Below are 21,950 nucleotides of genomic sequence, written 5' to 3'. Positions count from 1 at the left end.
CAAAGCGCCTCAATGACGGCATTGGGAGTTGAACTGTGAAAGGGAAGAAAGGCGAGAAGGCGGGACAAAACGTGTTCAGCGTCGAATGCTGCTGAACACGTTCGGGTGGCAGGATTACGCCTGCTCGAGGACGTTATGCGCCTGCACGTCGGCGTGGTACGAAGAACGCACCATGGCGCCAACCGCGGCGTGGGCGAAGCCCATTTCGTAGGCTTTTTCCTCAAACATCTTGAACACGTCCGGGTGCACGTAACGGCGCACCGGCAGGTGGCTGTTGGACGGCGCCAGGTACTGGCCGATGGTCAGCATGTCGATGTCGTGGGCACGCATGTCGCGCATCACTTCCAGGATTTCTTCGTCGGTCTCGCCCAGGCCGACCATCAGGCCGGACTTGGTCTTGACGTGCGGGTAGCGTGCCTTGAAGTCTTTCAGCAGGGTCAGCGAGTGCTGGTAGTCGGCGCCTGGGCGGGCTTCCTTGTACAGGCGTGGCACGGTTTCCAGGTTATGGTTCATCACGTCCGGCAGGCCGTCGGCGAAGATATCCAGCGCCTTTTCCAGGCGGCCGCGGAAATCGGGCACCAGCACTTCAATCTGGGTCTTGGGCGACAGTTCCTTGGTCTTGGTGATGCACTCGACGAAGTGGCCGGCACCGCCGTCGCGCAGGTCGTCTCGGTCCACGGAGGTGATCACCACGTAGGACAGGCGCAGCTTGGCGATGGTGTTGGCCAGGTTGATCGGCTCCTGGGTGTCCAGCGGGTCAGGACGGCCGTGGCCCACGTCGCAGAACGGGCAGCGACGGGTGCACTTGTCACCCATGATCATGAAGGTAGCAGTACCCTTGCCGAAGCATTCGCCGATGTTCGGGCAGCTCGCTTCTTCGCACACGGTCACCAGCTTGTTCTCGCGCAGGATGTCCTTGATCTCGTAGAAGCGGGAAGAATGCGATGCTGCTTTCACGCGGATCCACTCCGGCTTCTTCAGGCGTTCTGCCTGTTCGATCGGGATGATCTTGATCGGGATGCGGGAGGTCTTGTCGGCGCCTTTTTGCTTGTCGCTTGGGTTGTAAGTCATAGCTGCTTGCTTTCAAGTTAATTCAGGTTCGGCCACCTGCAGCTGGTTGACCAGCTCATTAGCCAGGGCCTGCTGGACATCGGCCAGCGGGACATCCACGCCCATCGAACGCATGTCGATGGTTTCCAGGCCTGCGTAACCGCAGGGATTGATCCAGGTGAAGGGGGCCAGGTCCATGCCCACGTTCAGCGATACGCCGTGGTAGGTGCAGCCATTGCCGCGCACCTTCAAGCCGAGGGCGGCGATCTTGGCGCCTTTTTTCGGGCCATTGGCGATGTAGATGCCGGGCGCACCTTCGATGCGCTCACCGGCGAGATTATACGCGGCCAGCACATTGATGATCGCTTCTTCGATCTTGTTGACGAACTGGCGGGCGTACAGCTTGCCGCCTTTCTTGTTGCGGCGCAGGTCCATCATCAGGTAGATCACGACCTGGCCGGGACCGTGGAAAGTCACCTCGCCGCCGCGGTCGGTCTGCACCGTGGGAATCGAGGTTGCTCCGGCCAGCAAGTGGCCGCGGTCGGCGCCCAGGCCCAGCGTATAGACGGGCGGGTGCTCGACGATCCACAGTTCGTCGGGCGTATCTTCCTGGCGCGCGTCGGTGAAGGCGCGCATCGCTGCGAAAGTTGGCTCGTATTCGGCTTGGCCGAGATGGCGGATCACCGCCGGCTGGATAGGCATAGGGCTACAGGTCGGGAAAAGCCCCGCCATTATACCGGCCTCGCCCTTTCACTGCTTAATGACTGAGCAGTTTTATGCCGATTTCCTTAAGCTGGCATCAGGTTGATGTTCTTTAGCCAATCTTGCAAAGACTCCCGCTGCCATTGGTGCGCGACGTAATCCTTAAGCTTTTGCGGCACCGGGTCACCGTTCATCACCAGGCGGCTCAGCATGATGGCCAGGTCGGTATCGGCGATGCACCAGCGGCCGAACAGGTAGGGGCCGTCGATCACGCGTTCCGCCAGGTGCACCAGCTTATCCGCCGCCGCTTGGGCGGCGGGGGACAGCGGCTGTTCGGCGCGGCGGTAGAACACCGTGTAGGTGCTGCGCTCTTCCCTCAGTGCGCCCAGGTCGCTGCGCACCCAGGCCTGGATCTGGCGGGCGACTGCGCGTTTCTGGGGCAGCACCGGGTAAAGCGCTCGGTGTTCCGGGGCTGGAAACATCTCGTCCAGGTATTCGGTGATGGCGCTCGACTCCGTCAGCATGAAGTCATTGTGTACCAGGCAGGGCACGCGACCGGTCAGTGCCTTGCCGGTATAGGACAGTTCCTTGTTCTTGCCGGCTTCCAGGTCCACAGTCTCGAGTTCGAAATCGAGGCCTTTTTCGCGCAGCGCGACGAAGGCTGAAATGGCGTAAGGGCTGGTGAATTGACTGTCCACATACAGTTTGAGGCTCATGGCGGGGCTCCGGCTTGGTTAGGTTTATTCACATGGTATGCCTTGCTTCATGCTTGCCAAAACGATATATTTTCAATTGCCTGGTTAGTTTTTCTCACAACGATATGCGTTTGCCGAATTTGTCTGCCCTGCGCGCCTTTGAGGCGGCGGTGCGCCACGAGAACTTCTCGCGCGCAGCTGCGGAGCTGTGCCTGACGCATGGTGCGATCAGCCACCAGGTGCGCGGGCTGGAGGAAGAACTGGGTGTGCAGCTGTTCGTCCGCAACGGAAAGCAGGTGACGGCGACGCCGGAGGCGCGGCGCTATGCTGCGACGGTGGCGCGCTGCCTGGCGGAATTGGCGGACGGCGCAGCCGAGCTGCGGCCGCCGGATGGCGTGCAGCGCCTGAGCGTGACGGCGATTCCTTCGTTTGCAGCGCGCTGGCTGGCGCCGCGGTTGGGGCAATTCATCGAGCAGCATCCGACCATCGAGGTGATCTTGCAGGCCAGCGGGGCTTTGCAGGACCTGGTGCGGGAGGGAATCGATGTCGGCATCCGCTTCGGCCGAGGCAAGTATCCCGGGCTCGATGTGGAGCGATTGATCGGCGAGATTTACTATCCGGTAGCGAGTCCTCACTATCGCGGTGGACAACTTCCTGCTTGTCCCCAGGACCTGGGGAAGGCGACTTTGCTGCGATCGAATGAACCTTGGGCGCCCTGGTTCCGGGCAGCCGGGCTGGACTTGCCGGAGCCTTCCGGCGGCGTGATGTTCGAGGATTTGTCGATGCTGATACGCTCCGCCGTCGATGGCGACGGGGTGGCGCTGGTGCGCCATGTGGTGGCGATGCAGGAGATTGCGTCGGGCCAGTTGCTGCGGCTATTCGATATCGCCTCGCCTTGCCCGGACGATTACTACCTGGTCAGTCCGCCCGGCGCCTTGCGGAAACCGCAGGTGCGGGCCTTCCGTGAGTGGCTGAAGGCAGAAATCGCCCGCAGCCAGCTCCTTACAACACCATCTTGACCATTGGGTGGCCGGACAAGGCGCGATAGATATTGTCCAGCTGCTCGCGGCTGGTAGCGCGCACGGTGCAGGTCAGGCTGGTGTAATTGCCCTTCGCGGATGGACGCGACTCCAGCTTCCCTTCGTGGAAAGTCGGGTCGTGCTCGACCACTACCTCAATGATCGTGGGGGCGAAGGCGTCGTGGGTGGCGCCCATCACCTTGATCGGGAAGTCGCTCGGGTACTCAATGAGGGACTCTTCAGGCGGGATGGGTTTCATCATGATTTTTCCAATCGTGTAACAAAAAAAAGACCCGGCGCGGTGCGAGTGCGCCGGGTTCCATTTTACATCGATAGCTAAGTGGGTCCTTCTTGCTGATTTTCAAGCCCGCTGCTTCGGGCTGGACAGCAGGCGAAAAAGACGAAATACTTGGCAACAATAATTTTTTACTAATTTCCCTTACTAATCGCCAACTATGAAATTCGTTGTCCCATTTGCTTTAATGATCTCAGGTGCGCTGATGGCCGGTTGCAACGGCAGCAGCTATGAATTAGAGGCTGCCAAAAAGAAGATTGCTGAACTAGAAGCGGAAAACCAGAATCTTAAAGCGCATGCAGCTGGTTCAACTCAGAAACCCGCTGCGGGTTCCGATGCGAAAGCTGGCGAGGACAATTCAGGCAAACAATGGGATTACACGGCATCCGAAGACAAAATGAGTGGCGGGACCACTTACTTTGCCTCGGTCAAAAGCACTAATACCGTCAATTTTGACTCTCCTTATCGGGGCGAGCAGCACGCTACATTGGATCTTCGGATAGACCCTAAATATGGAAAGGACATGATCTTTTCCATTGAACGCGGCCAACTCCTGTGCCGCTCATACCAGGCCTGCTCTGTCCTCGTCCGCTTCGACAATGGAAAGCCGACAAAATATTCGGCAAATGGCCCATCCGATCACAGTTCTAAAACGCTTTTTATCAGCAACTACGATCAATTTCTCAACAGTATGAAGAAAGCGAAGATAGTTCGCATTTCTCCGGAGGTCTATCAAAACGGCAACCCGGTATTCGAGTTCGATGTCAGCGGCTTCAGCCAAGACAAGTTCCGCCCCAAAAGCTGAACACTAGCGAGGGTTGAACGCCGCGCTAGTGTGGTTGCTATGCAATTGCCTTACGCAGCCGCGACGTTACCGGAAAGGCGTTGCAGGCGTTCCAGGGCCGACTCGCTGCCGTTCACCGGGTTAGTGACGGATTTGCGGATTGCGTCGATTTCGGCAGCCTGGTCGTATGGGCGCTGGCCGATGTCGGAGACGATCTTCATGCCTTCGGCTTCGTTGCTGATCTGCTGGGCACGCTTGGTCAGCGCATTCAGCGCATTGGTGTTGCCGCGCATGCCGGACAGGCTGGCAAGCTGGCTCTGACGGTCTGCCCGTACTTGCTGCAGTTCGCGTTGGGCCTTGGCCTGGGACAGGGCTTGCATCGCTTTCTTGGCGGCGGCGTCGAAGTCGGCCAGTTGCTGCGACAGCGCGTCGACAATCTTTTGCAGCTCTTCCATGTAAGCCTGGGCGTCGGCTTCCTCCTGGATTTCCTGCGGCAGGCGGCCCTTATTGGCTTCCAGCTCGTCGCAGAACAGGTTGATCGTCGCTTCCGAAATCTGGCCGGCGGCCAGGCGTTCGGCCAGGGTGCCGGTGGCCTTTTCGTCGGTTTCGATCAGCTTGCGCAGGCGGACCACGTCGTCGCGCTCCTTGTTGAAGGCGGCGCGGGCCTGGGCCAGCTTTTGGGCGGCGCTGCGCAGAGTGTCGGCCAGGCGGTCGCGGTCGGCCTCGGTCGCCGTTTCCGGGTCAAAACTGGCGATCGCTTCCGACACGCGGTCGCCCAGGGCGCCAAAGTGCTTGGAAATCAGTCGTGCAGTCAGGGCCCAGCCATTCGAGTTGCTCATTTTTTGCATCCTTTCAGTTAAGTTCAATTCACCAATGCGGCGGTCGTTATTGGATGACCAGCCGTTCCTGCTCCACCGGAATTCCCACTACGAAGTCGACGTGAATTCCGCGTTTCCTTGCATCGCCGTTCACGCTTTGGACAATCTCCGTCGTGATCAGCAGATATTCCTTGCTGCCGTCGCCCAACTGACGGGCGTAGGGCATGAAGTACAGCTCTTGCTTCAAGCCCTGCATGCCGCTGGCTTCGTCGATGCGGGTTTCCGTACCCGTGAAAGGCGGGACGAAACCGGCATTCGGGTCGCCCACATCACGTTCGAAGTCCAGCGCTTCCTGTTCGCCGAAGGCGGTAGCCAGTACTGCGCTGTCGGCGCCGCTTTCCTCCAACTGGCTGCGCCACAGGCTGAACTGCAAGTCGCCCAGGCCGCAACCATCGGCACCGGTAAAAGCGTCCTGGTCTTCCACGCTGGTGGGGATGAAGCGCACCAGTTGTGTGCAATACAGGATTTCCTTCACTTCGCCATGCTCATCCACGTAGAGCTGGAGGAACTTCTCGCGCTCGTCCTCGTCGCCCTTGGCCAGGTAATAGCGGTACAGGCGGCCGGCCATCGACAGCTTGAACTGGGAGATGGCGAGGATCCGGCTGTCTTCCGCTTCCGGCAGCGCGACCAGGGAGCCATTGGCGTTGGCGCGCAGCAGTGGCGAGGCTTGCAGGTCGACCACGCTGCCAATCCTGGCTTCCAGCGGCAGGCCACGGTCTTCCGACTGCGGCGCGTCGCTTTCGACACCGCGGCGCTTGGCGCCGCTGCGCAGGTATTCGATGGCGTCTTTCCAGCCCATTCCTTAGTTCCTTTCAAACGAGTAGTTAGCGTTCTTTTTCACGTCCTGTGCTCCAGCCATCAGGCGGAAGGCTTTCCAGGCCAGCCAGACCAGGCCGCCAACCAGCAGGGCTACTGCCAGCTTGGCCAGGGTGCTCGATTCGTGCGCGGCCGGCTTGGCGGCCGGGGCTTGCACCTGGGGCTGGCGTGCCTGCTCTACTACCGCGCCTGAGGCCCCAGCCGAGGTGGCGATGTCGCTGGCACCAGCCGCATCTGCCATGGCGCCGGTGTTGCCGCTGACGTCGGCAGGCTGCGCCGGCGGCATTGGCTGGGGTGCCGGAGCCGGGGCGGGAGCGGCGTGGCCGCTTGCGGCGCGGCCCAGCATGAAACCGCCAATGCCCCACAGCCAGCCGTTGCTGCTGTCACGGACGATTACCGGGGCTGGCGCACTGGTCGAGCCGCTATTTGGGGCGCCATGCTGTGCATAAGCACCGCTGTTGTAGCCGCCGCTACCGCCACTTCGGCCGCCGGGAACCACCGGGTCGAGCGGGGGCAGCGGAGGCGTGGTGCCGGAACTGCCAGTTGCTGCCTGGCCGCTTGTGGCGGCGCGCCGCGTGTCGTAAGTACGCATCGCCTGGTCCTGTGCCGCGCGGCGGTCGAGGTCGCGCGACATCGCAGAGTCGCGTTGTGGCGTGCGCGCTGCAGCCGGTGGCGGCGACTGGCGCTGGCCGAAGGTGCCGAAACTTGGCTGTTTCGGCGTGCTGACGCTGCGCGACACCGTGCTCCGGCCCGAGGAAAAACCGCTGCGGTACGAGCTGCCCGGACGGGCATCGGCCGTGTTGGCGACTACAATTGCCACCACGATTGCCATGATGGCCGCGAAGCGAGTGCGCTTTAACATGAATTTCACCGTTGTCAGGTAGTTAAACTTTCGATGAAAATCAGCATATCTTTCAAACAATCCGACTGCATCGGTAAAAAAAGGCCAGCTTCACCATGACTAAGAAATACCTGGACATGAACCAGCACGACGCGCTGTATAAGGTGGCGCGTACTTTCCCCGGCGGTATCGAGGCACTTGCCCAGCAAATGGGCATTTCGGCCAATGTGCTGCGTAATAAGCTGGCGCCGACCATCGCCTCGCATTACCCCTCGTTCGAGGAGGTTTCGACTATCGTCGACCTGTGTCACAAGGCCGGTGTGCATGAGGCCATGCTGCCGCTGCATGCGCTGCTGACGCGCCATGGCATGGCGGCCTTCATGGTGCCGATCCCCGATGACGTGAGCAATGACGACCTGTCGCAGACTGTCTGCAAGGTGATGGCCCAGGTGGGCGCGGTGGCGGAGGCGGTGTCGGAGGCCCTGCTCGATGGCAAGGTAACGGAGGCGGAAGCTGACCTGATCGAGCGCGAATTCCATGGCGCGCTGTCGGCGCTGGGCGAGTGGCGCGAGCGCATTCGCCAGCGCGCCAAGATCAGCAGGTGAAAAAAAGCCAGCCTAGGCCCTGCGGCCCGGCTGGCTGAAGATTTTTCATCCACATGCGGGCGAATAGTCGGGACAAGGCGCGCAGCCTATCCCGCTTTCGCTACCGCTTCATGACTTAGCGGCGGTTGCCGTCGTTGTCCTGGCGCTCCTGAGCACGCTCGCGCGAGTCTCGGCGCTGTTGCTGTTGCTGCTGGTGCTGTTGCGGCTGGGGCTGGGGCTGCTGCGCCTGCACTTGCGGCTGGGGCTGCGGTTGTGGCTGGGCCTGCTGTGCCGGTGGCGACATCTGCGCCGGGCGGGCCGGGGACACCTGCATCTGCGGCGCTTCGCGGCGGCCGCGGTCTTCACGCTCGCCCCCGCCAAAAAAGCGCCCGTGGCGTGGCTGTTCCACCGGCTGAGGCTGAGGCTGAGGTTGCGGCTGCGGCTGCGGTTGTGGCTGCTGCTGCACTTGCGGCGGCGCGACCTGGAACTGGGACTGTTGCTGAGGCGCCGTGATGATGCCGGAACGGCGCGGCTCCTCGCGCGAATTGCGGCCACGCCAGTTATCGCGGTCGTCATTGTCGGTACGGGTCCAGTTCTGGCGCGGCTGCGGCTGCGGTTGCGCCGTTACCTGCTGCGGCTGTTGTACTTGCGGCTGGGTCTGCAGCAGCGGCTGGCGTTGCTGCTCCTGGCGCTCGGCGCGGCGATCCTGGCCACGGTCGCGGTTGAAGCGGTCGTCGCGGTCGCGGTTGAAGCGCTCTTCACGGTTCGGCAGCGGATCCTGGCGCTGAGGACGCTGCAGGCTGGAGGCCAGCACTGGCGGCGCAGTCATGATCGGCACATTGCGCACATCTTGCGGCGTGACACGTGCTCCGTTCGTTACCGGAATATGGCGGCCCCGGCCGAATTGGTCGCTCGGCAGGGCGGTCACGCCATCGCGGCGGCCGTCGTGGTCGCGGTCCTGGTAACGCTCACGCCAGCGATCGTTGGTGCGGTGATTCCAGGCCAGGCGGCGTTCGAAATCCGCCGACATGCGGTAGGCCGGCACATACGGGTCGCGCGGGTTCAGTGGATACCAGCCAACCGCAGGGCTCGAGCGGCCAGAGCCGAAGCTCACGCTCCAATTGTTGCCCCCGACCCAGCCCACCAGCGCTGGCGACCACACCGGGCGGCCAACCACACGGCCTGGCGTCCAGCACCAGCGGCCGCTCACCACGACCCAGCGGCCGTAGTGGAACGGGGCATAGCCCCATGGCGAATTATCGACCCAGGTCCAGCCCCAAGGCGAGATCCAGACCCAGCGGCCGTCGCGGTAAGGTGCCCAGCCGACCGGCACGGCGCGCGGGAACCAGACTGTGCCGTATTCGCGGTCTTCGACCCAGTTGCCGTAATTATCCAGGTCTTCGTAGCCGGTCATGTCGGCCGGCACATAGCGCGAGGCGACCATGCCTTCATCGCGGCGGTCGCGGCCGGAGACCCAGTTGTCGAAATCGTCACGCCGTGCCAGCGCGGTGAAGATGTCGTCACCGCGCACTTCCACGCGCTTGCCGGCGCGGGCTGTCAGCATGGTGCCGGCGCCTTCGACACGGATGTTGCCGGCGAAGACATTGACCACGCTGGTGTCGGGCGCGCGTTCGGTGTCGACGCGGAAAGAACCTGGTTCGGTCAACGTGACGCGCGCTTGCGGGGTGAGGAATTCGAATTCGTTAAGCATGCCGGGATCGCGGACGCGCACGGCAGCGGAGCCGTAATTCAGGCGCAGCACCAGGCGGTCGTCATCCAGCTCCTGCACCTCGATATCGGTATCGCCATCCAGGCGAATGGCTGCGGAGCCGACGCGGAATTCCGCGCGGGCCCCGGAGGCGGTTGTCAGGTGGTTTTCGCTGGTGACCGGCCAGTTCATCAGGTTGCCGGATTCTTCTTCGCCGTTGACGAGCATGGTCACCCTGCCTTCGGTGACGGTGACTCGCCCCACCCGGGCGGGGGGATCGGCCAAGGCGACCGAGGTGACTGCAACCAGGGCTGCCAACATCAGGAACTGCTTAATCTTGCGGCTCATTTCTATCTCTCCAAGGGAACGTCTGCGGCGTTTTTGTTTTTATATAACGCCTGAGCCCCCTTGGCGAGGACGCAAGTTACAAATAATTTCAAATGGGGGTGAAGCGCTGCACCTTTTTGCCATCCACCTCGATGATTTCGAAGAAAACCTCGCGCGGACGGCACCAGATGGAGCCGTTGGCGGCCTTGTACACGATCATCGTGCTCAAGTCGGATTCCAGCGTTGCTTCGCACACCAGCTCGTAAAGGCCACCTTTGTAATGCCGGAACCGGGTCGTCATGCCTGGGCCGCTCCCCGCTTGACGAAGAACAGGGCGCCGCCAATAAACATCAGAAGGCCGCCGAAGACGCGGTTTTGTACCTTGATGGCAGAAGATTCGCGGAAGAAGCGCTGCATTGACGACGCCAGGAAGGCGTAGCTGTGCATCACCACCAGGTCGATCACGCACATGGTCGCCGCCAGGATGGCCAGTTGCGGCAGCAGCGGCGCATGCTGGTTGATGAACTGCGGCAGCACGGCCACCATGAAAATGATGCCCTTCGGGTTGGTAGCGTTGGTCAGGAAGCCGATCATCACGCGCTTGCGGAATGTCGGCAGCGCCTGGTGCGTGGCGTGCACGCCTTCGCCGGCAGCGACCCTGGCGCGCCACTGGCTGATGCCCAGCCAGATCAGGTACAGGGCGCCGACCGTCTTGACCACGCTGAAGGCGACTTCCGAGGCCAGCAGCAGGGAGCCAACGCCCGCGCCGGCAATCGCCAGCACCAGCAGCAAGCCCAGTTGCAGGCCGAGGATGGTGGCGGAAGTGCGCTTCACGCCATAGGACAAGCCATGCGACATTGACAACACCGCGCCCGAACCAGGCGACACGGCAATGATGCAGGCAGCAATGACAAAGGTGATCCAGGTGGTGAAAGTCATGACCGATTACCGACGAATAAAGAGTTCATTGTAGCGTTGAAGGTGCCCGCTCGCAGCGGCGGCGTGTTAGATTGTCGATCCTGTAATTTTTCTTTGGAGTTATACGACATGGCCGGTTCCAGCCTGCTTGCACTGATCGACGATATTGCCACCATCCTGGACGATGTGGCTGCCATGAGCAAAGTGGCGGCCAAGAAGACCGCGGGTGTGCTGGGCGACGACCTGGCGCTGAACGCGCAGCAGGTCGCGGGCGTGCAAGCCGACCGTGAACTGCCTGTTGTTTGGGCAGTCGCGAAAGGTTCGATGATCAACAAGGCGATCCTGGTGCCTGCCGCGCTGGCGATCAGCTATTTCGCTCCTTGGGCGATTACGCCCCTGTTGATGCTGGGCGGCGCCTACCTGTGCTTCGAAGGTTTCGAAAAGATTGCCCACAAGTTCCTGCATTCGGACGCGGAAGACGAACAGCACCACAAGGAGCTGGTCGACGCGAACCAGAGTGTTGACCTGGTGGCAATGGAAAAGGAAAAGGTCAAGGGCGCCGTGCGCACCGACTTCATCCTGTCGGCCGAGATTATCGTGATTGCCCTGGGCACCGTGGCGACCGCTACCTTCCTGCAGCAGTTGACCGTGCTGGTCGGTATCGCCATTGTGATGACCATCGGCGTGTATGGCCTGGTAGGCGCCATCGTGAAGATGGACGACGCCGGCCTTTACCTGAGCAAGCGTGCCGGCGCCGGCGTGCAGGCCTCGGGCCGTTTCCTGCTGAATGCCGCGCCCAAGCTGATGAAATTCCTGTCGGTGGCCGGTACCGTAGCCATGTTCATGGTCGGCGGTGGCATCCTGACCCATGGCATCCCGGGCGCACATGAGGTGATCCACCACGCGGCCGAAGCTGCCGCTTCGGTGGGCGGCGTTGGCCCCCTGCTGGCTGCCGTGACCCCGTCCGTGCTGGACACAATCGGCGGCGTGCTTGCCGGTGCCATCGTGCTGGCCGTCGTCACCATCGGCAGCAAACTGTTGAGCGCGCTCAAGCGCTAAGCGCCGGCCTGGCCGCACACTGTCATTTTTAACAAGGAGACCTTATGTCGACCCATCACCGACCTTCCGGCGCCTTTGTCGGCGCCTCCTGGACCGCCCTGCTGCTGGGCGCCGGCGCCTTCCTCGCCGGCCTGTGGAATGCCCAGATGGCGCTGAACGAGAAAGGCTATTACCTGACCCTGCTGCTGTACGGCCTGTTCGCGGCCGTGTCGCTGCAAAAGTCGGTGCGCGACAAGGTGGAAGGCATCCGGGTGTCGAATATGTACTTCGGCCTGTGCTGGATTTCGACCGCTTCCGCCATCCTGCTGCTGGGCGTCGGCCTGTGGAATGCCAACCTGGCACTCAGCGAAAAAGGCTTTTATGGCATGGCTTTCTCGCTGAGCCTGTTCGCCGCCGTGGCGGTGCAAAAGAATGTTCGTGACAGTTCGGCAATCCAGGCGGAAGTGGCCTGACAGGCCAACCCTGCCAGATTTGATCTACATCATTAAAAAAGCGCGCCTAAGTCCCTAGACTTATCCCTGTGATCTTGCGTTATGGCAAGAAAGTCAACAGGGAGCGCGCGATGCGTAAGAATTTACCGGTAACCAAGCAGGAAGTAGAACTGGACGAAGACCAGGCCATCGTCTCCAAGACGGACCTGGAAGGCAATATCGTCTACGTCAATCCTTACTTCGAGCACATCAGCGGCTTCTCCGCTGCGGAGCTGGTTGGCCAACCGCAAAATATCATCCGCCACCCCGACATGCCGCCGGAAGCGTTTGCCGACCTGTGGCAAACCATCCGCGCCGGCATCCCCTGGACCGGCCTGGTGAAAAACCGCTGCAAGAATGGCGATTTCTACTGGGTCAAGGCGAATATCACCCCGATCAAGGAAAATGGCCGCACCACCGGCTATATGTCGGTGCGCACCAAGGCCGAGCGCGGCCAGGTTGCTGCCGCGACCGAGGCTTACCGCAAGATCGCTGCCGGCGCCGCCAATATCCGCATCAAGAACGGCCAGATCGTGCGCCTGGGCCTGTCGAACGTGATGGCGCGCCTGAGCCACGTGTCGCTGGCGATGCGTATCTGGCTGGCCACCAGCGTGGTCAATGTGCTGCAGATCGCGGTCTGCGTTGCGGCGCTGTTTGCGGACGGCACCAGCGATGTGACGCGCTGGGGCATCTTCGGCGCCACCGCCTTCGGCTTCCTGATCAACGTGTTCCTCTGGTACACGCTGCGCACCAGCATGCTGCAGCCGCTGGGCCGCGCCCTGGACGGCGCGCGCCTGATCGCCGCCGGCGACCTGACCGGCTCCTTCGATACCGACAGCACCGACGAAATGGGCCAGTTGCTGCGCGCCCTGCAGCAAATGAATAACAACCTGATCGCCACCATCCGCGACGTGCGTTTCAATATCGATGCGATGGCGGTGGCGACCAAGCAGATCGCCGCCGGCAATGCCGACCTGGCAGGCCGTACCGAATCGCAGGCCGCCAGCCTGGAAAAAACCGCGTCGAGCATCGAAGAATTCTCGTCGACCGTGAAGGCCAATGCCGAGAACTCGATGGAAGCGAACGACCTGGCGCTCAGCGCTTCCGACGTGGCGGTGCAGGGTGGCGAGATCGTGTCCGAAGTGATCGCGACGATGGACGAAATCAATTCCTCCTCCAGGCGCGTGGTCGACATCATCGGCCTGATCGAAGGCATCGCCTTCCAGACCAACATCCTGGCGCTGAATGCCGCTGTCGAAGCGGCGCGTGCCGGGGAACAGGGCCGTGGTTTCGCCGTGGTGGCAAGCGAGGTGCGCAACCTGGCGCAGCGTTCCTCCGCTGCCGCCAAGGACATCAAGCAACTGATCGAAGTCTCGGTGGAGAAAGTCAGCACCGGCATGGAGCGGGCCCAACGCGCCGGCGCCACCATGGACCAGGTGGTGAACTCGGTCAAGCAGGTCACCACCATCATGCACGAGATTTCCACCGCATCCCGCGAACAGAGCATTGGCGTGGACCAGGTCAACCAGGCCGTCAACCACATGGACCTGGTCACGCAGCAGAACGCCGGCCTGGTCGAAGAAGCCGCCGCTGCGGCAGTCAGCCTGGCCGACGAGGCCGGCCACCTGCGCGACGCTTTCAGCCTGTTCAAATTTGAACGCACCCGCCACGCGCGCCTGGCGGCTGTCAATTCGGCACGCGGCGCGCAGCAAACCCGCCAGGCCCCTAAACGCCTGGCAGCCTGATACCGAACGAGAAAATCATGAACAACATCGCAGAACCAACCGTACAGTTTGACGCAGAGCTGATCAACCGCTTGAGCACTTCCGGCCCGCGCTACACCTCGTATCCGACGGCCGACCGCTTCAAGCCGGACTTCGGCTACTCCAGCTTCATCGAGGCGCAAGCCAACCTGCGCATGCGCGGCGCGCGTGCACCGCTGTCGCTGTACGTCCATATCCCGTTCTGCAACGTGGTCTGCTACTACTGCGCCTGCAACAAGGTGGTGACCAAGGACCGCAGCAAGGCAGTAACCTATCTCGGCTACCTGAAGCAGGAAATCGATATGCAGGGCAAGCTGTTCGCCGGCATGAACCGCGTGGAGCAGCTGCACTTCGGCGGCGGCACCCCGACCTACCTGAGCGATGAGCAAATGGGCGAGCTGCTGGCGCACATGCGCAAGCACTTCGAGTTCGCACCGGACGAAGAGGGCGAGTACTCGATCGAGATCGATCCGCGCACCGTCGATGCGGAGCGTATCCATACGCTGCGCAAGCAAGGCTTCAACCGCGTCAGCATGGGCGTGCAGGACTTCGATCCCGAGGTGCAGAAGGCCGTCAACCGCATCCAGCCTGCCGAGGAAACCCTGGCGGTGATCCAGGCGGCGCGCGACGCCGGCTTCCGCTCCATCAGCGTGGACCTGATCTACGGCTTGCCGAAGCAAAGCATGACCACCATGCAGGCCACCATGGACAAGGTGATCGAGGCCAATCCCGACCGCATCGCGCTGTACAACTACGCGCACATGCCGCACCTGTTCAAGCCGCAGCGCCGCATCGCGGAAGACGAGCTGCCAACGCCGGCCGTGAAGCTGGACATGCTGGCCCTGTGCATCGAGCGACTGACCAAGGCTGGTTATGTCTACATCGGCATGGACCATTTCGCCAAGCCGAATGACGACCTGGCCGTGGCACAGCGCCAGGGCCGCCTGCACCGCAACTTCCAGGGCTACTCGACCCACGCCGAGACTGACCTGGTGGCGCTGGGCGTGTCGGCCATCAGCTCGGTGAACGGCACCTACAGCCAGAATGAGAAAACGCTGGACGAATACTATGCGCGACTGGATGAAGGCCGACTGCCGATCGCACGCGGCTATGCCATGGACAACGACGACCTGCTGCGCCGCATGGTGATCCAGAACCTGATGTGCAATTTCGAGCTGTCGATCTCGGCGCTGGAACTGGGCTACCCGATCCGCTTCAAGCAGTACTTCGCCAAGGAACTGGAAAAGCTGCGCGAGTTCGAGCGCGATGGCTTGCTGGCGATCGAGGATGACTGGATCTCCGTCACGCCGAAGGGCCGCCTGCTGATCCGCAATATCTGCATGGTGTTCGACCGCCACCTGGCTGCCGACCGCGCGGCAGGGACGGCGCCGGGGCAGGTGCATACGCTGCGCTTCTCGCGCACCATTTGAGGAGTCCATGAACCTGCTGCCCATCCTGATTGCCGGCCTGGCCGGCAGTGTGCATTGCGCCGGCATGTGCGGCGGCATCGTCAGCGCGTTCAGCGTTGGCGGTCCGTCCGCCGCGCCGGCGCGCACGCGCGTGATCCCGATCGCGCGCGTGGGCGCGGGTGGTACTGCCACCATGGCATGGGCCGGCGCAAACGCGGCCGAAGTTGTCCACGTGCTGGCCTATAACACCGGCCGTATCGGCAGCTACATGCTGGCTGGCGCGATCGCCGGCGGCATCGCTGGCAGCATCGCCGGCCTGGCGCAAATGGCATCGGCACAGTTGGCGGCCTACTGGATGGCCAACCTAATGCTGGTTGCCATGGGCCTTTACCTGATGGATGCCTGGCGCGGCCTGGCCCGCCTGGAGGCGGCGGGCGGCATCCTGTGGCGCCGCGTACAGCCTTTGGTCAAACCGCTGCTGCCAATGGATACGCCGCTGAAGGCGCTGGCCCTGGGCGGCCTGTGGGGCTGGGTGCCTTGCGGCATGGTCTACAGCATGCTGCTGACCGCCATGCTCTCCAGCTCCGCCCTGGATGGCGCACTGGTCATGGGCGCCTTCGGCCTTGGCACGCTGCCTATGCTGCTGGCGATGGGCATGGCCGGCGCCAAATTGCGCAGGTACCTGCAACAGCGCTCGGTGCGCGTTGCCTGCGGCCTGCTGGTGTTGGGCTTCGGCGTGCTGGGATTAGCCCGCGCTGCCAGCGGCGGCCAGCATGCATGGTTCGACGTACTTTGCCTGACGGTGCAGCCATGATGATGAATGAGATTGCGGCCTGCTTCCATTGCGGCCAGCCGGTAGCCGCAAGCGCCAACTGGCATGTGAACATTGAAGGCGTGGAACGTGCAATGTGCTGTCCTGGCTGCGCGGCTGTCGCGCAAACCATCGTCGATATCGGCCAGGCGAGTTATTACCGCGAGCGAAACGGGCTCGCGGCGCCGGCAGGCACATCGACACTGGTGCCGGCCGCCCTGGCCCTGCCGGAAGACGATCCGAACATCGTCAACGATGGCGATGCCCGCGAAACCACCTTGCTGGTGGAAGGCATCCGATGCGCCGCCTGCGTGTGGCTGATCGAGCACCGGCTGCGCCAGGTCGAAGGCGTACAACAGGCCAACCTGAACGTCGCCACCGAGAAGCTGTTCATCCGCTGGCACAAGGACAAGACCACGGCTGCGGCGCTGCTGGAAGCGGTGCGCAGCATCGGCTACAACGCCTGGCCTTACGACGCCACCCGTCACGATGCGCAGTTGCAGAAAGCTAGCCGCACGCTGGGCCGCCAGCTTTTCGTAGCCGGCCTGTCGATGATGCAGGTGATGATGTACGTGGCTCCCGAATACATGGCTGGCGACGACGGAACGCTGGATGCCAGCATGGCAAGCCTGATGCGCTGGGCCAGCCTGCTCCTGACGCTGCCCGCCATTGCCTATTCCGCCCAACCATTCCTGAAAGGCGCCTGGGCCAGCCTGAAGGCGCGCGTGCTCGGCATGGATGTGCCAGTGGCGCTGGGCATCCTGGCGGCCTTCATCGGTAGCGCGGTATCGACCTTCCGTGGTCATGGCGAGGTGTATTACGACTCCGTCACCATGTTCATTTTCCTGCTGCTGGCCAGCCGCTACCTGGAAATGGTAGCGCGCCGCAAGGCAGCCAGCGCCTTGTCGCGCCTGCGCCATGGCGTGCCGGAGATGGCACAGCGCCTGGCCGCGTGGCCGGACCTGCGCGATGCAGCCCCCGTGCCAGCCAGCGCGCTGGTGGCCGGCGACCATATCGTCGTCAAAGGCGGCGAAGGCGTGGCGGCCGATTGCGTCGTGGTGGAAGGCAGCACGGCTGTCGATCTCTCGCTGCTGACCGGCGAGAGTGCCCCGCAGCGCAAGGCTGTCGGCGACACAATCCCCGGTGGCGCCGTGAACGCCGGCAGCCCGGTCGTGCTGCGTGTCGAGAAGCCAGCCCGCGAAAGCACGCTTGCCGGCTTGCTCAAGCTGATCGAACGTGCCGGCAGCGCCAAGCCGCAGATTGCGCAGTGGGCGGATCGTGCTGCCTCCTGGTTTGTCGCCGCGCTGCTGCTGTTTGCTGCGGCCAGCTTTGGGTTCTGGACCTGGCACGATGCAGCGCGCGCGTGGCCGGTGGCGATAGCGGTGCTGGTGGTGTCCTGCCCATGCGCCTTGTCGCTGGCAACGCCGTCGGCACTGGCCGCGGCAACTGACTGCCTGCTCGGCAAAGGGGCGCTGGTCGTCCAGCCGCATGTCCTGGAGACCCTGCATCGCGCTACCCATATCGTGTTCGACAAGACCGGTACGCTGACCGAAGGCCGGCCGACCGTGCAGAGTGTCGATGCGGTCGACGGTGCGAGGATCATCGGCATCTTGCGCGTGGCGGCGGCGCTGGAAGCCGGCAGCGCTCACCCGATTGCGCGGGCCATCAGCAATGCCGCCGACGCGCATGGCGCCGGCGCGGCTGGCGCCACCTGCCTGCAGGAGCTGGCAGGGCAGGGCATGGAAGGCATGGTCAACGGCGTGCGCTACCGCCTTGGCACCGCAGCCTACGTGGCCGGCATTGCAGGTAGCCCAGTGCCGCCGTTGGGCCGGGCTGTGGCGGAAGGGGCGCCGATGACGACGGTCTGGCTGGGGATGCATGGCCGTTGGCTGGGCCGCTTCCTGATCTCCGATGCGCTGCGGCCGGATGCGCGGCGGACGGTTGAATTCTTCCAACGGCTCGGCAAGGAGGTAGTGCTGCTGAGTGGCGACCAGCAAGCGCTGGCTGAAAACGTGGCAGCGCAGTTGGGCATCAAGGAAGCCATCGGCGACTGCCTGCCCGACGAAAAACTGGCCTATGTGCAGGCCCTGCAAGCGCGCGGCGGCGTGGTGGCGATGGTCGGCGACGGCATCAACGACGCCGCCGTGCTGAGCGCCGCCGATGTCTCTTTCGCAATGGGCAGCGGTGCAACGTTGGCACAAGTGCACGCCGACTGCGTGCTGCTCGACGCGCGCCTGCCGCTGCTGACGGACACCGCCCGCAGTGCAGACAAAACCATGCGCGTGATCCGCCAGAACCTGGCCTGGGCCACGCTGTACAACATCGTTGCCATTCCGGCAGCAGCCTTCGGTGTTTTGAACCCCTGGCTGTCCGGCGTTGGCATGGCGGCCAGTTCCGCCATCGTCGTTCTGAATGCGCTTCGGCTGCGCAGGAATTGATAAGGAAACTGAGAAATGGAATCGCTTTACCTGCTCATACCCCTCAGCGTCGGCCTGGTTTTTGGCGCGCTGTGGCTGTTTTTCAAGGCCTCGGACGACGGCCAATTCGACGATCTTGTAGGTCCTGCAATCCGAGTTTTACAGGACAACGACCGGATTTGATCCACGTCATGTTTTTTTGAAGTGCTCCTCGGTAACCTTTGACATATCTCATCAAAGTGTCTGCCTGGAGAATTCAAAGTGGATCAATCACTGGACTACAACTACAAGGTCGTGAAGCAATTCGCGATCGCCACCATATTGTGGGGCGTTGTGGGCATGCTGGTCGGCGTCATCATCGCCGCCCAACTTGCCTGGCCCGCCCTGAACCTGGACATTCCCTGGCTGACCTACGGCCGCCTGCGTCCCCTGCACACCAATGCAGTGATCTTCGCCTTCGGCATCAGCGGCCTGTTCGCCACTTCGTACTACGTGGTCCAGCGCACCTGCCAGGTCCGTTTATTCTCCGACAAGCTGGCAGCCTTTACGTTCTGGGGCTGGCAGGCCGTGATCCTGGCCGCCGTGGTCACCCTGCCAATGGGGCTCACCCGCGGCAAGGAATACGCTGAACTGGAATGGCCGATCTCGATCCTGATCGCCGTGGTGTGGATCGCCTACGCGACGGTGTTCTTCGGCACCATCATCAAGCGCAAGGTCAAGCACATCTACGTCGCCAACTGGTTCTTCGGCGGCTACATCCTGGCAGTGACCATCCTGCACGTGGTGAACGGCATGAGCATGCCGGCTTCGCTGTTCAAGTCCTACTCGATGTACACCGGTGTGCAGGACGCGATGATCCAGTGGTGGTACGGCCACAATGCGGTGGGCTTCATCCTGACCGCAGGCTACCTGGGCATGGTGTACTACTTCATCCCCAAACAGGCCGAGCGCCCTGTGTATTCCTACAAGCTGTCGATCGTGCACTTCTGGGCGCTGATCTTCACCTATATGTGGGCCGGCCCGCACCACCTGCACTACACCGCGCTGCCTGACTGGGCGCAATCGCTGGGCATGGTGTTCTCCCTGATCCTGCTGGCGCCAAGCTGGGGCGGCATGATCAACGGCATGATGACCCTCTCCGGCGCATGGCACAAGCTGCGCACCGACCCGATCCTGAAGCTGATGATCGTTTCCCTGTCCTTCTACGGCATGGCCACCTTCGAGGGTCCGATGATGTCGATCAAGACGGTGAACGCACTGTCGCACTACACCGACTGGGGCATCGCCCACGTTCACGGCGGCGCGCTGGGCTGGGTGGGCTTCATCACCATGGGTTCGATCTACTACCTGATCCCACGCATGGCCGGACAGACCAGGATGTACAGCACCAAGCTGATCGACCTGCACTTCTGGGTCGCCACCATCGGCATCGTCCTGTATATCGCCGCAATGTGGATTGCCGGCGTGATGCAAGGCCTGATGTGGCGCGCAGTGAATCCGGACGGCACCCTGACCTACACCTTCGTGGAAGGCGTGAAGGCAACCTACCCGTACTACGTGGTGCGCTTCCTGGGTGGCGTGCTGTACCTGGCCGGCATGTGCATCATGGCCTACAACACCTGGATGACCTTGAAGGGCCGCGAAACGACGCGTGCGCGCATCCCTGAAATGAGCCTCGCGGCCTAATGCAGCATATCGGAGCAGAAGATGAAATTTTCCCATGAATGGATTGAGAAGAACCCCTGGCTGCTGATCGCACTGGTCACGCTGGTGGTGTCGGTGGGCGGCGCGGTGGAAATCATCCCGCTGTTTTTCCAGAAGTCGACCACGGAGCCGGTGGCGGGCCTGAAGCCTTATTCCGCGCTGCGCCTGACTGGCCGCGACATCTACGTGCGTGAAGGCTGCTACACCTGCCACTCGCAGATGATCCGCCCGTTCCGCGCCGAGACCGAACGTTACGGCCACTACTCGGTGGCGGGCGAGTTTGTGTATGACCGTCCGTTCCAGTGGGGCTCCAAGCGCACCGGCCCGGACCTGGCGCGCGTTGGAGGCCGCTACAGCGACGAATGGCACCGCACCCACCTGAACAATCCGCGCGACGTGGTGCCGGAATCGAACATGCCCAACTACCCGTGGCTGGCCCAGACCAAGCTGAAGCCGGAAGACGTGGTGCCGAAGATGCGCGCACTGAAACGCATGGGCGACCCGTACACGGAAGAAGAAATCGCCGCCGCACCGGCCGAACTGGCCAACAAGACGGAAGAGGATGCACTGGTGGCTTACCTGCAAGGCCTGGGCACCCTGATCAAGACGAGGAACTGAAATGGAAAACTTTTTTGGCAACGCGAGCAATGTGATGACGGTGATTTCCTTCCTCACCTTCCTCGCGATCGTATGGTGGGCCCAACGCGGTAACTGGGAAGAAGCGGCCAAGCTGCCTTTCGCGGACGAGGAGAAGGACCATGGCTGATTTCACCAGCGAATTCTGGAACCTGTACGTCGTCGTACTGACCGTCATCGGCATCGTCGGCTGCGGCGTGCTGCTGTGGTCCCAGTCGTCCGTTAAAGGTTCGGCCCTGAAGTCGGTGGACGGCAAAGTCGGCACCACCGGCCATATCTGGGATGAAGACCTGACCGAGCTGAATACCCCCATGCCGCGCTGGTGGATGTGGCTGTTCTACCTGACCATCGCCTTCGCCATCGGCTACCTGTGGCTGTATCCGGGCCTGGGCAGCTACCAGGGCTCGCTGGGCTGGACTTCCGCCAAGGAGCACAAGGAAGAACTGGCCAAGGCCGAGAAGGACTACGGCCCGCTGTTCGACAAGTACAAGGGCCAGGACCTGAAGGCCGTTGCGGCAGATCCGCAGGCGCACGCCATCGGCGAACGCCTGTTCCTGACCTACTGCGCACAGTGCCACGGTTCCGATGCGCGCGGCAACAAGGGCTTCCCGAACCTGACTGACAAGGACTGGCTGCACGGCGGCGATCCCGACACCATCAAGCTGACGATCATGAAAGGCCGTCATGGCGTGATGCCTCCGATGGGAGCGGCAGTTGGCTCGGAGAAGGATATCGAGAACGTCGCGCAGTACGTCCTGAGCCTGTCGGACAGCACGCACGACCCGATCAAGTCCGTGATGGGCAAGTCGAAGTTCAGCGCCTGCATGGCCTGCCACGGCGCCGGCGGCAAAGGCAACCCGATGCTGGGCGCGCCTAACCTGAGCGACAAGGTCTGGCTCTACGGCGGCAGTTCCGAAACCATCATGGAAACCATCCGCAAGGGCCGCAACAACACCATGCCTGCATTCGAGGACTTCCTCGGCGAAAGCAAGGTGCACGTGCTGGCCGCCTACGTATGGGGCCTGTCCAACCCTCCAGTCACAGCAATGAAATAGCAGCAAGGT

The 21,950-nt window shown here is 62.4% G+C and carries 24 protein-coding genes; 14 read left to right on the top strand and 10 right to left on the bottom strand.

Going from position 1 to position 21,950, the window contains the following annotated elements:
- Window positions 1-114: 114 nt before the first annotated feature.
- From lipA to yfcF, 3 genes are all read right to left on the bottom strand, one after another.
- A complete protein-coding gene (gene lipA / locus ASD58_RS28300) occupies window positions 115-1,071 on the bottom strand; it encodes a lipoyl synthase (protein WP_057265523.1) in 957 nt (318 codons plus the stop codon).
- A 12-nt stretch (window positions 1,072-1,083) separates the two neighbouring features.
- Complete coding sequence (gene lipB, locus ASD58_RS28295; RefSeq protein ID WP_057265521.1) at window positions 1,084-1,752, bottom strand: lipoyl(octanoyl) transferase LipB; 669 nt, start codon at window positions 1,750-1,752, stop codon at window positions 1,084-1,086.
- 86 nt (window positions 1,753-1,838) lie between these two features.
- Complete coding sequence (gene yfcF, locus ASD58_RS28290) at window positions 1,839-2,468, bottom strand: glutathione transferase (protein ID WP_057265520.1); 630 nt, start codon at window positions 2,466-2,468, stop codon at window positions 1,839-1,841.
- Window positions 2,469-2,572: 104 nt separating this feature from the next.
- On the opposite strand from yfcF, the gene gcvA reads away from it, so the two are divergent.
- Window positions 2,573-3,466 carry a transcriptional regulator GcvA gene (gene gcvA / locus ASD58_RS28285; protein ID WP_057265518.1) on the top strand — a complete coding sequence of 298 codons (894 nt, stop codon included), beginning with the start codon at window positions 2,573-2,575 and terminating at the stop codon, window positions 3,464-3,466.
- Here the strand turns inward: gcvA and ASD58_RS28280 are convergent.
- Window positions 3,450-3,725, bottom strand: coding sequence for a DUF493 family protein (locus tag ASD58_RS28280; protein ID WP_057265844.1), 276 nt, complete (start codon window positions 3,723-3,725; stop codon window positions 3,450-3,452). The genes gcvA and ASD58_RS28280 overlap by 17 nt on opposite strands.
- Before the next feature lie 196 nt (window positions 3,726-3,921).
- Here ASD58_RS28280 and ASD58_RS28275 point away from each other — a divergent pair, with 196 nt between their 5' ends.
- Window positions 3,922-4,566 carry a hypothetical protein gene (locus tag ASD58_RS28275; RefSeq protein WP_156401542.1) on the top strand — a complete coding sequence of 215 codons (645 nt, stop codon included), beginning with the start codon at window positions 3,922-3,924 and terminating at the stop codon, window positions 4,564-4,566.
- Window positions 4,567-4,616: 50 nt separating this feature from the next.
- Here the strand turns inward: ASD58_RS28275 and ASD58_RS28270 are convergent, their stop codons facing one another.
- From ASD58_RS28270 to ASD58_RS28260, 3 genes are read right to left on the bottom strand one after another with little or no spacing between them, the layout of a single operon-like run.
- Window positions 4,617-5,384: a hypothetical protein gene (locus ASD58_RS28270; RefSeq protein WP_057265514.1), complete on the bottom strand. Its 768-nt coding sequence runs from the start codon at window positions 5,382-5,384 to the stop codon at window positions 4,617-4,619.
- A 46-nt stretch (window positions 5,385-5,430) separates the two neighbouring features.
- A complete protein-coding gene (locus ASD58_RS28265) occupies window positions 5,431-6,222 on the bottom strand; it encodes a DUF2491 family protein (RefSeq protein WP_057265512.1) in 792 nt (263 codons plus the stop codon).
- 3 nt (window positions 6,223-6,225) lie between these two features.
- Complete coding sequence (locus ASD58_RS28260) at window positions 6,226-7,101, bottom strand: hypothetical protein (protein WP_057265510.1); 876 nt, start codon at window positions 7,099-7,101, stop codon at window positions 6,226-6,228.
- Window positions 7,102-7,196: 95 nt separating this feature from the next.
- On the opposite strand from ASD58_RS28260, the gene ASD58_RS28255 reads away from it, so the two are divergent.
- Complete coding sequence (locus ASD58_RS28255; RefSeq protein WP_057265508.1) at window positions 7,197-7,685, top strand: phage regulatory CII family protein; 489 nt, start codon at window positions 7,197-7,199, stop codon at window positions 7,683-7,685.
- A gap of 115 nt (window positions 7,686-7,800) precedes the next feature.
- On the opposite strand, the gene ASD58_RS28250 is transcribed toward ASD58_RS28255, so the two are convergent.
- The 3 genes from ASD58_RS28250 to ASD58_RS28240 all read right to left on the bottom strand — a co-directional run bounded on the left by ASD58_RS28250 (window position 7,801) and on the right by ASD58_RS28240 (window position 10,638).
- Window positions 7,801-9,720: a DUF6600 domain-containing protein gene (locus tag ASD58_RS28250; protein ID WP_057265506.1), complete on the bottom strand. Its 1,920-nt coding sequence runs from the start codon at window positions 9,718-9,720 to the stop codon at window positions 7,801-7,803.
- An 88-nt stretch (window positions 9,721-9,808) separates the two neighbouring features.
- Complete coding sequence (locus tag ASD58_RS28245; RefSeq protein WP_057265504.1) at window positions 9,809-10,000, bottom strand: DUF1653 domain-containing protein; 192 nt, start codon at window positions 9,998-10,000, stop codon at window positions 9,809-9,811.
- Window positions 9,997-10,638 (bottom strand): LysE family transporter, encoded by a 642-nt coding sequence (locus ASD58_RS28240; protein ID WP_057265502.1) that lies wholly within the window; start codon window positions 10,636-10,638, stop codon window positions 9,997-9,999. Before ASD58_RS28240 ends, ASD58_RS28245 begins: the two co-directional genes overlap by 4 nt.
- A gap of 108 nt (window positions 10,639-10,746) precedes the next feature.
- Between ASD58_RS28240 and ASD58_RS28235 the strand changes: the two genes are divergently transcribed.
- The 11 genes from ASD58_RS28235 to ccoP all read left to right on the top strand — a co-directional run bounded on the left by ASD58_RS28235 (window position 10,747) and on the right by ccoP (window position 21,941).
- On the top strand, window positions 10,747-11,676 hold the full coding sequence (locus ASD58_RS28235; protein ID WP_057265500.1) for a DUF808 domain-containing protein: 930 nt from the start codon (window positions 10,747-10,749) through the stop codon (window positions 11,674-11,676).
- Window positions 11,677-11,720: 44 nt separating this feature from the next.
- Entirely contained in the window at window positions 11,721-12,128 is a 408-nt protein-coding gene (gene yiaA, locus ASD58_RS28230; protein ID WP_057265498.1) for an inner membrane protein YiaA, read from the top strand.
- A gap of 110 nt (window positions 12,129-12,238) precedes the next feature.
- Window positions 12,239-13,891, top strand: coding sequence for a PAS domain-containing methyl-accepting chemotaxis protein (locus ASD58_RS28225; protein WP_057265495.1), 1,653 nt, complete (start codon window positions 12,239-12,241; stop codon window positions 13,889-13,891).
- 17 nt (window positions 13,892-13,908) lie between these two features.
- A complete protein-coding gene (gene hemN / locus ASD58_RS28220; protein WP_057265493.1) occupies window positions 13,909-15,339 on the top strand; it encodes an oxygen-independent coproporphyrinogen III oxidase in 1,431 nt (476 codons plus the stop codon).
- A gap of 7 nt (window positions 15,340-15,346) precedes the next feature.
- Window positions 15,347-16,132, top strand: a complete 786-nt coding sequence (locus ASD58_RS28215) for a sulfite exporter TauE/SafE family protein (protein ID WP_057265491.1) — start codon at window positions 15,347-15,349, stop codon at window positions 16,130-16,132.
- A complete protein-coding gene (locus tag ASD58_RS28210) occupies window positions 16,096-18,567 on the top strand; it encodes a heavy metal translocating P-type ATPase (protein ID WP_229210134.1) in 2,472 nt (823 codons plus the stop codon). The genes ASD58_RS28215 and ASD58_RS28210 overlap by 37 nt, the downstream gene beginning before the upstream one ends.
- 15 nt (window positions 18,568-18,582) lie before the next feature.
- The gene (ccoS, locus tag ASD58_RS28205; RefSeq protein ID WP_055939276.1) at window positions 18,583-18,729 is read left to right on the top strand and encodes a cbb3-type cytochrome oxidase assembly protein CcoS; all 147 of its coding nucleotides are present in this window, start codon (window positions 18,583-18,585) and stop codon (window positions 18,727-18,729) included.
- 78 nt (window positions 18,730-18,807) lie between these two features.
- Window positions 18,808-20,232, top strand: coding sequence for a cytochrome-c oxidase, cbb3-type subunit I (ccoN, locus tag ASD58_RS28200; protein ID WP_057265489.1), 1,425 nt, complete (start codon window positions 18,808-18,810; stop codon window positions 20,230-20,232).
- 21 nt (window positions 20,233-20,253) lie between these two features.
- Complete coding sequence (ccoO, locus tag ASD58_RS28195) at window positions 20,254-20,868, top strand: cytochrome-c oxidase, cbb3-type subunit II (protein WP_057265487.1); 615 nt, start codon at window positions 20,254-20,256, stop codon at window positions 20,866-20,868.
- Between the two features lies 1 nt (window position 20,869).
- The gene (locus tag ASD58_RS30935; protein WP_082565752.1) at window positions 20,870-21,016 is read left to right on the top strand and encodes a cytochrome C oxidase Cbb3; all 147 of its coding nucleotides are present in this window, start codon (window positions 20,870-20,872) and stop codon (window positions 21,014-21,016) included.
- Complete coding sequence (ccoP, locus tag ASD58_RS28190; protein WP_057265485.1) at window positions 21,009-21,941, top strand: cytochrome-c oxidase, cbb3-type subunit III; 933 nt, start codon at window positions 21,009-21,011, stop codon at window positions 21,939-21,941. Before ASD58_RS30935 ends, ccoP begins: the two co-directional genes overlap by 8 nt.
- The last annotated feature ends 9 nt before the right edge of the window (window positions 21,942-21,950 follow it).

The organism is Duganella sp. Root1480D1, assembly GCF_001427305.1.
Lineage (GTDB): Bacteria > Pseudomonadota > Gammaproteobacteria > Burkholderiales > Burkholderiaceae_D > Rugamonas.
This window is presented reverse-complemented; position numbering and strand designations above follow the sequence as displayed.

Excerpts from the sequence above, each read along its gene's own strand:
- lipA (WP_057265523.1), bottom strand. The coding sequence starts at position 1,071 with ATGACTTACAACCCAAGCGACAAGCAAAAAGGCGCCGACAAGACCTCC.
- lipB (WP_057265521.1), bottom strand. The coding sequence starts at position 1,752 with ATGCCTATCCAGCCGGCGGTGATCCGCCATCTCGGCCAAGCCGAATAC.
- yfcF (WP_057265520.1), bottom strand. The coding sequence starts at position 2,468 with ATGAGCCTCAAACTGTATGTGGACAGTCAATTCACCAGCCCTTACGCC.
- gcvA (WP_057265518.1), top strand. The coding sequence starts at position 2,573 with ATGCGTTTGCCGAATTTGTCTGCCCTGCGCGCCTTTGAGGCGGCGGTG.
- ASD58_RS28280 (WP_057265844.1), bottom strand. The coding sequence starts at position 3,725 with ATGAAACCCATCCCGCCTGAAGAGTCCCTCATTGAGTACCCGAGCGAC.
- ASD58_RS28275 (WP_156401542.1), top strand. The coding sequence starts at position 3,922 with ATGAAATTCGTTGTCCCATTTGCTTTAATGATCTCAGGTGCGCTGATG.
- ASD58_RS28270 (WP_057265514.1), bottom strand. The coding sequence starts at position 5,384 with ATGAGCAACTCGAATGGCTGGGCCCTGACTGCACGACTGATTTCCAAG.
- ASD58_RS28265 (WP_057265512.1), bottom strand. The coding sequence starts at position 6,222 with ATGGGCTGGAAAGACGCCATCGAATACCTGCGCAGCGGCGCCAAGCGC.
- ASD58_RS28260 (WP_057265510.1), bottom strand. The coding sequence starts at position 7,101 with ATGTTAAAGCGCACTCGCTTCGCGGCCATCATGGCAATCGTGGTGGCA.
- ASD58_RS28255 (WP_057265508.1), top strand. The coding sequence starts at position 7,197 with ATGACTAAGAAATACCTGGACATGAACCAGCACGACGCGCTGTATAAG.
- ASD58_RS28250 (WP_057265506.1), bottom strand. The coding sequence starts at position 9,720 with ATGAGCCGCAAGATTAAGCAGTTCCTGATGTTGGCAGCCCTGGTTGCA.
- ASD58_RS28245 (WP_057265504.1), bottom strand. The coding sequence starts at position 10,000 with ATGACGACCCGGTTCCGGCATTACAAAGGTGGCCTTTACGAGCTGGTG.
- ASD58_RS28240 (WP_057265502.1), bottom strand. The coding sequence starts at position 10,638 with ATGACTTTCACCACCTGGATCACCTTTGTCATTGCTGCCTGCATCATT.
- ASD58_RS28235 (WP_057265500.1), top strand. The coding sequence starts at position 10,747 with ATGGCCGGTTCCAGCCTGCTTGCACTGATCGACGATATTGCCACCATC.
- yiaA (WP_057265498.1), top strand. The coding sequence starts at position 11,721 with ATGTCGACCCATCACCGACCTTCCGGCGCCTTTGTCGGCGCCTCCTGG.
- ASD58_RS28225 (WP_057265495.1), top strand. The coding sequence starts at position 12,239 with ATGCGTAAGAATTTACCGGTAACCAAGCAGGAAGTAGAACTGGACGAA.
- hemN (WP_057265493.1), top strand. The coding sequence starts at position 13,909 with ATGAACAACATCGCAGAACCAACCGTACAGTTTGACGCAGAGCTGATC.
- ASD58_RS28215 (WP_057265491.1), top strand. The coding sequence starts at position 15,347 with ATGAACCTGCTGCCCATCCTGATTGCCGGCCTGGCCGGCAGTGTGCAT.
- ASD58_RS28210 (WP_229210134.1), top strand. The coding sequence starts at position 16,096 with ATGGTTCGACGTACTTTGCCTGACGGTGCAGCCATGATGATGAATGAG.
- ccoS (WP_055939276.1), top strand. The coding sequence starts at position 18,583 with ATGGAATCGCTTTACCTGCTCATACCCCTCAGCGTCGGCCTGGTTTTT.
- ccoO (WP_057265487.1), top strand. The coding sequence starts at position 20,254 with ATGAAATTTTCCCATGAATGGATTGAGAAGAACCCCTGGCTGCTGATC.
- ASD58_RS30935 (WP_082565752.1), top strand. The coding sequence starts at position 20,870 with ATGGAAAACTTTTTTGGCAACGCGAGCAATGTGATGACGGTGATTTCC.
- ccoP (WP_057265485.1), top strand. The coding sequence starts at position 21,009 with ATGGCTGATTTCACCAGCGAATTCTGGAACCTGTACGTCGTCGTACTG.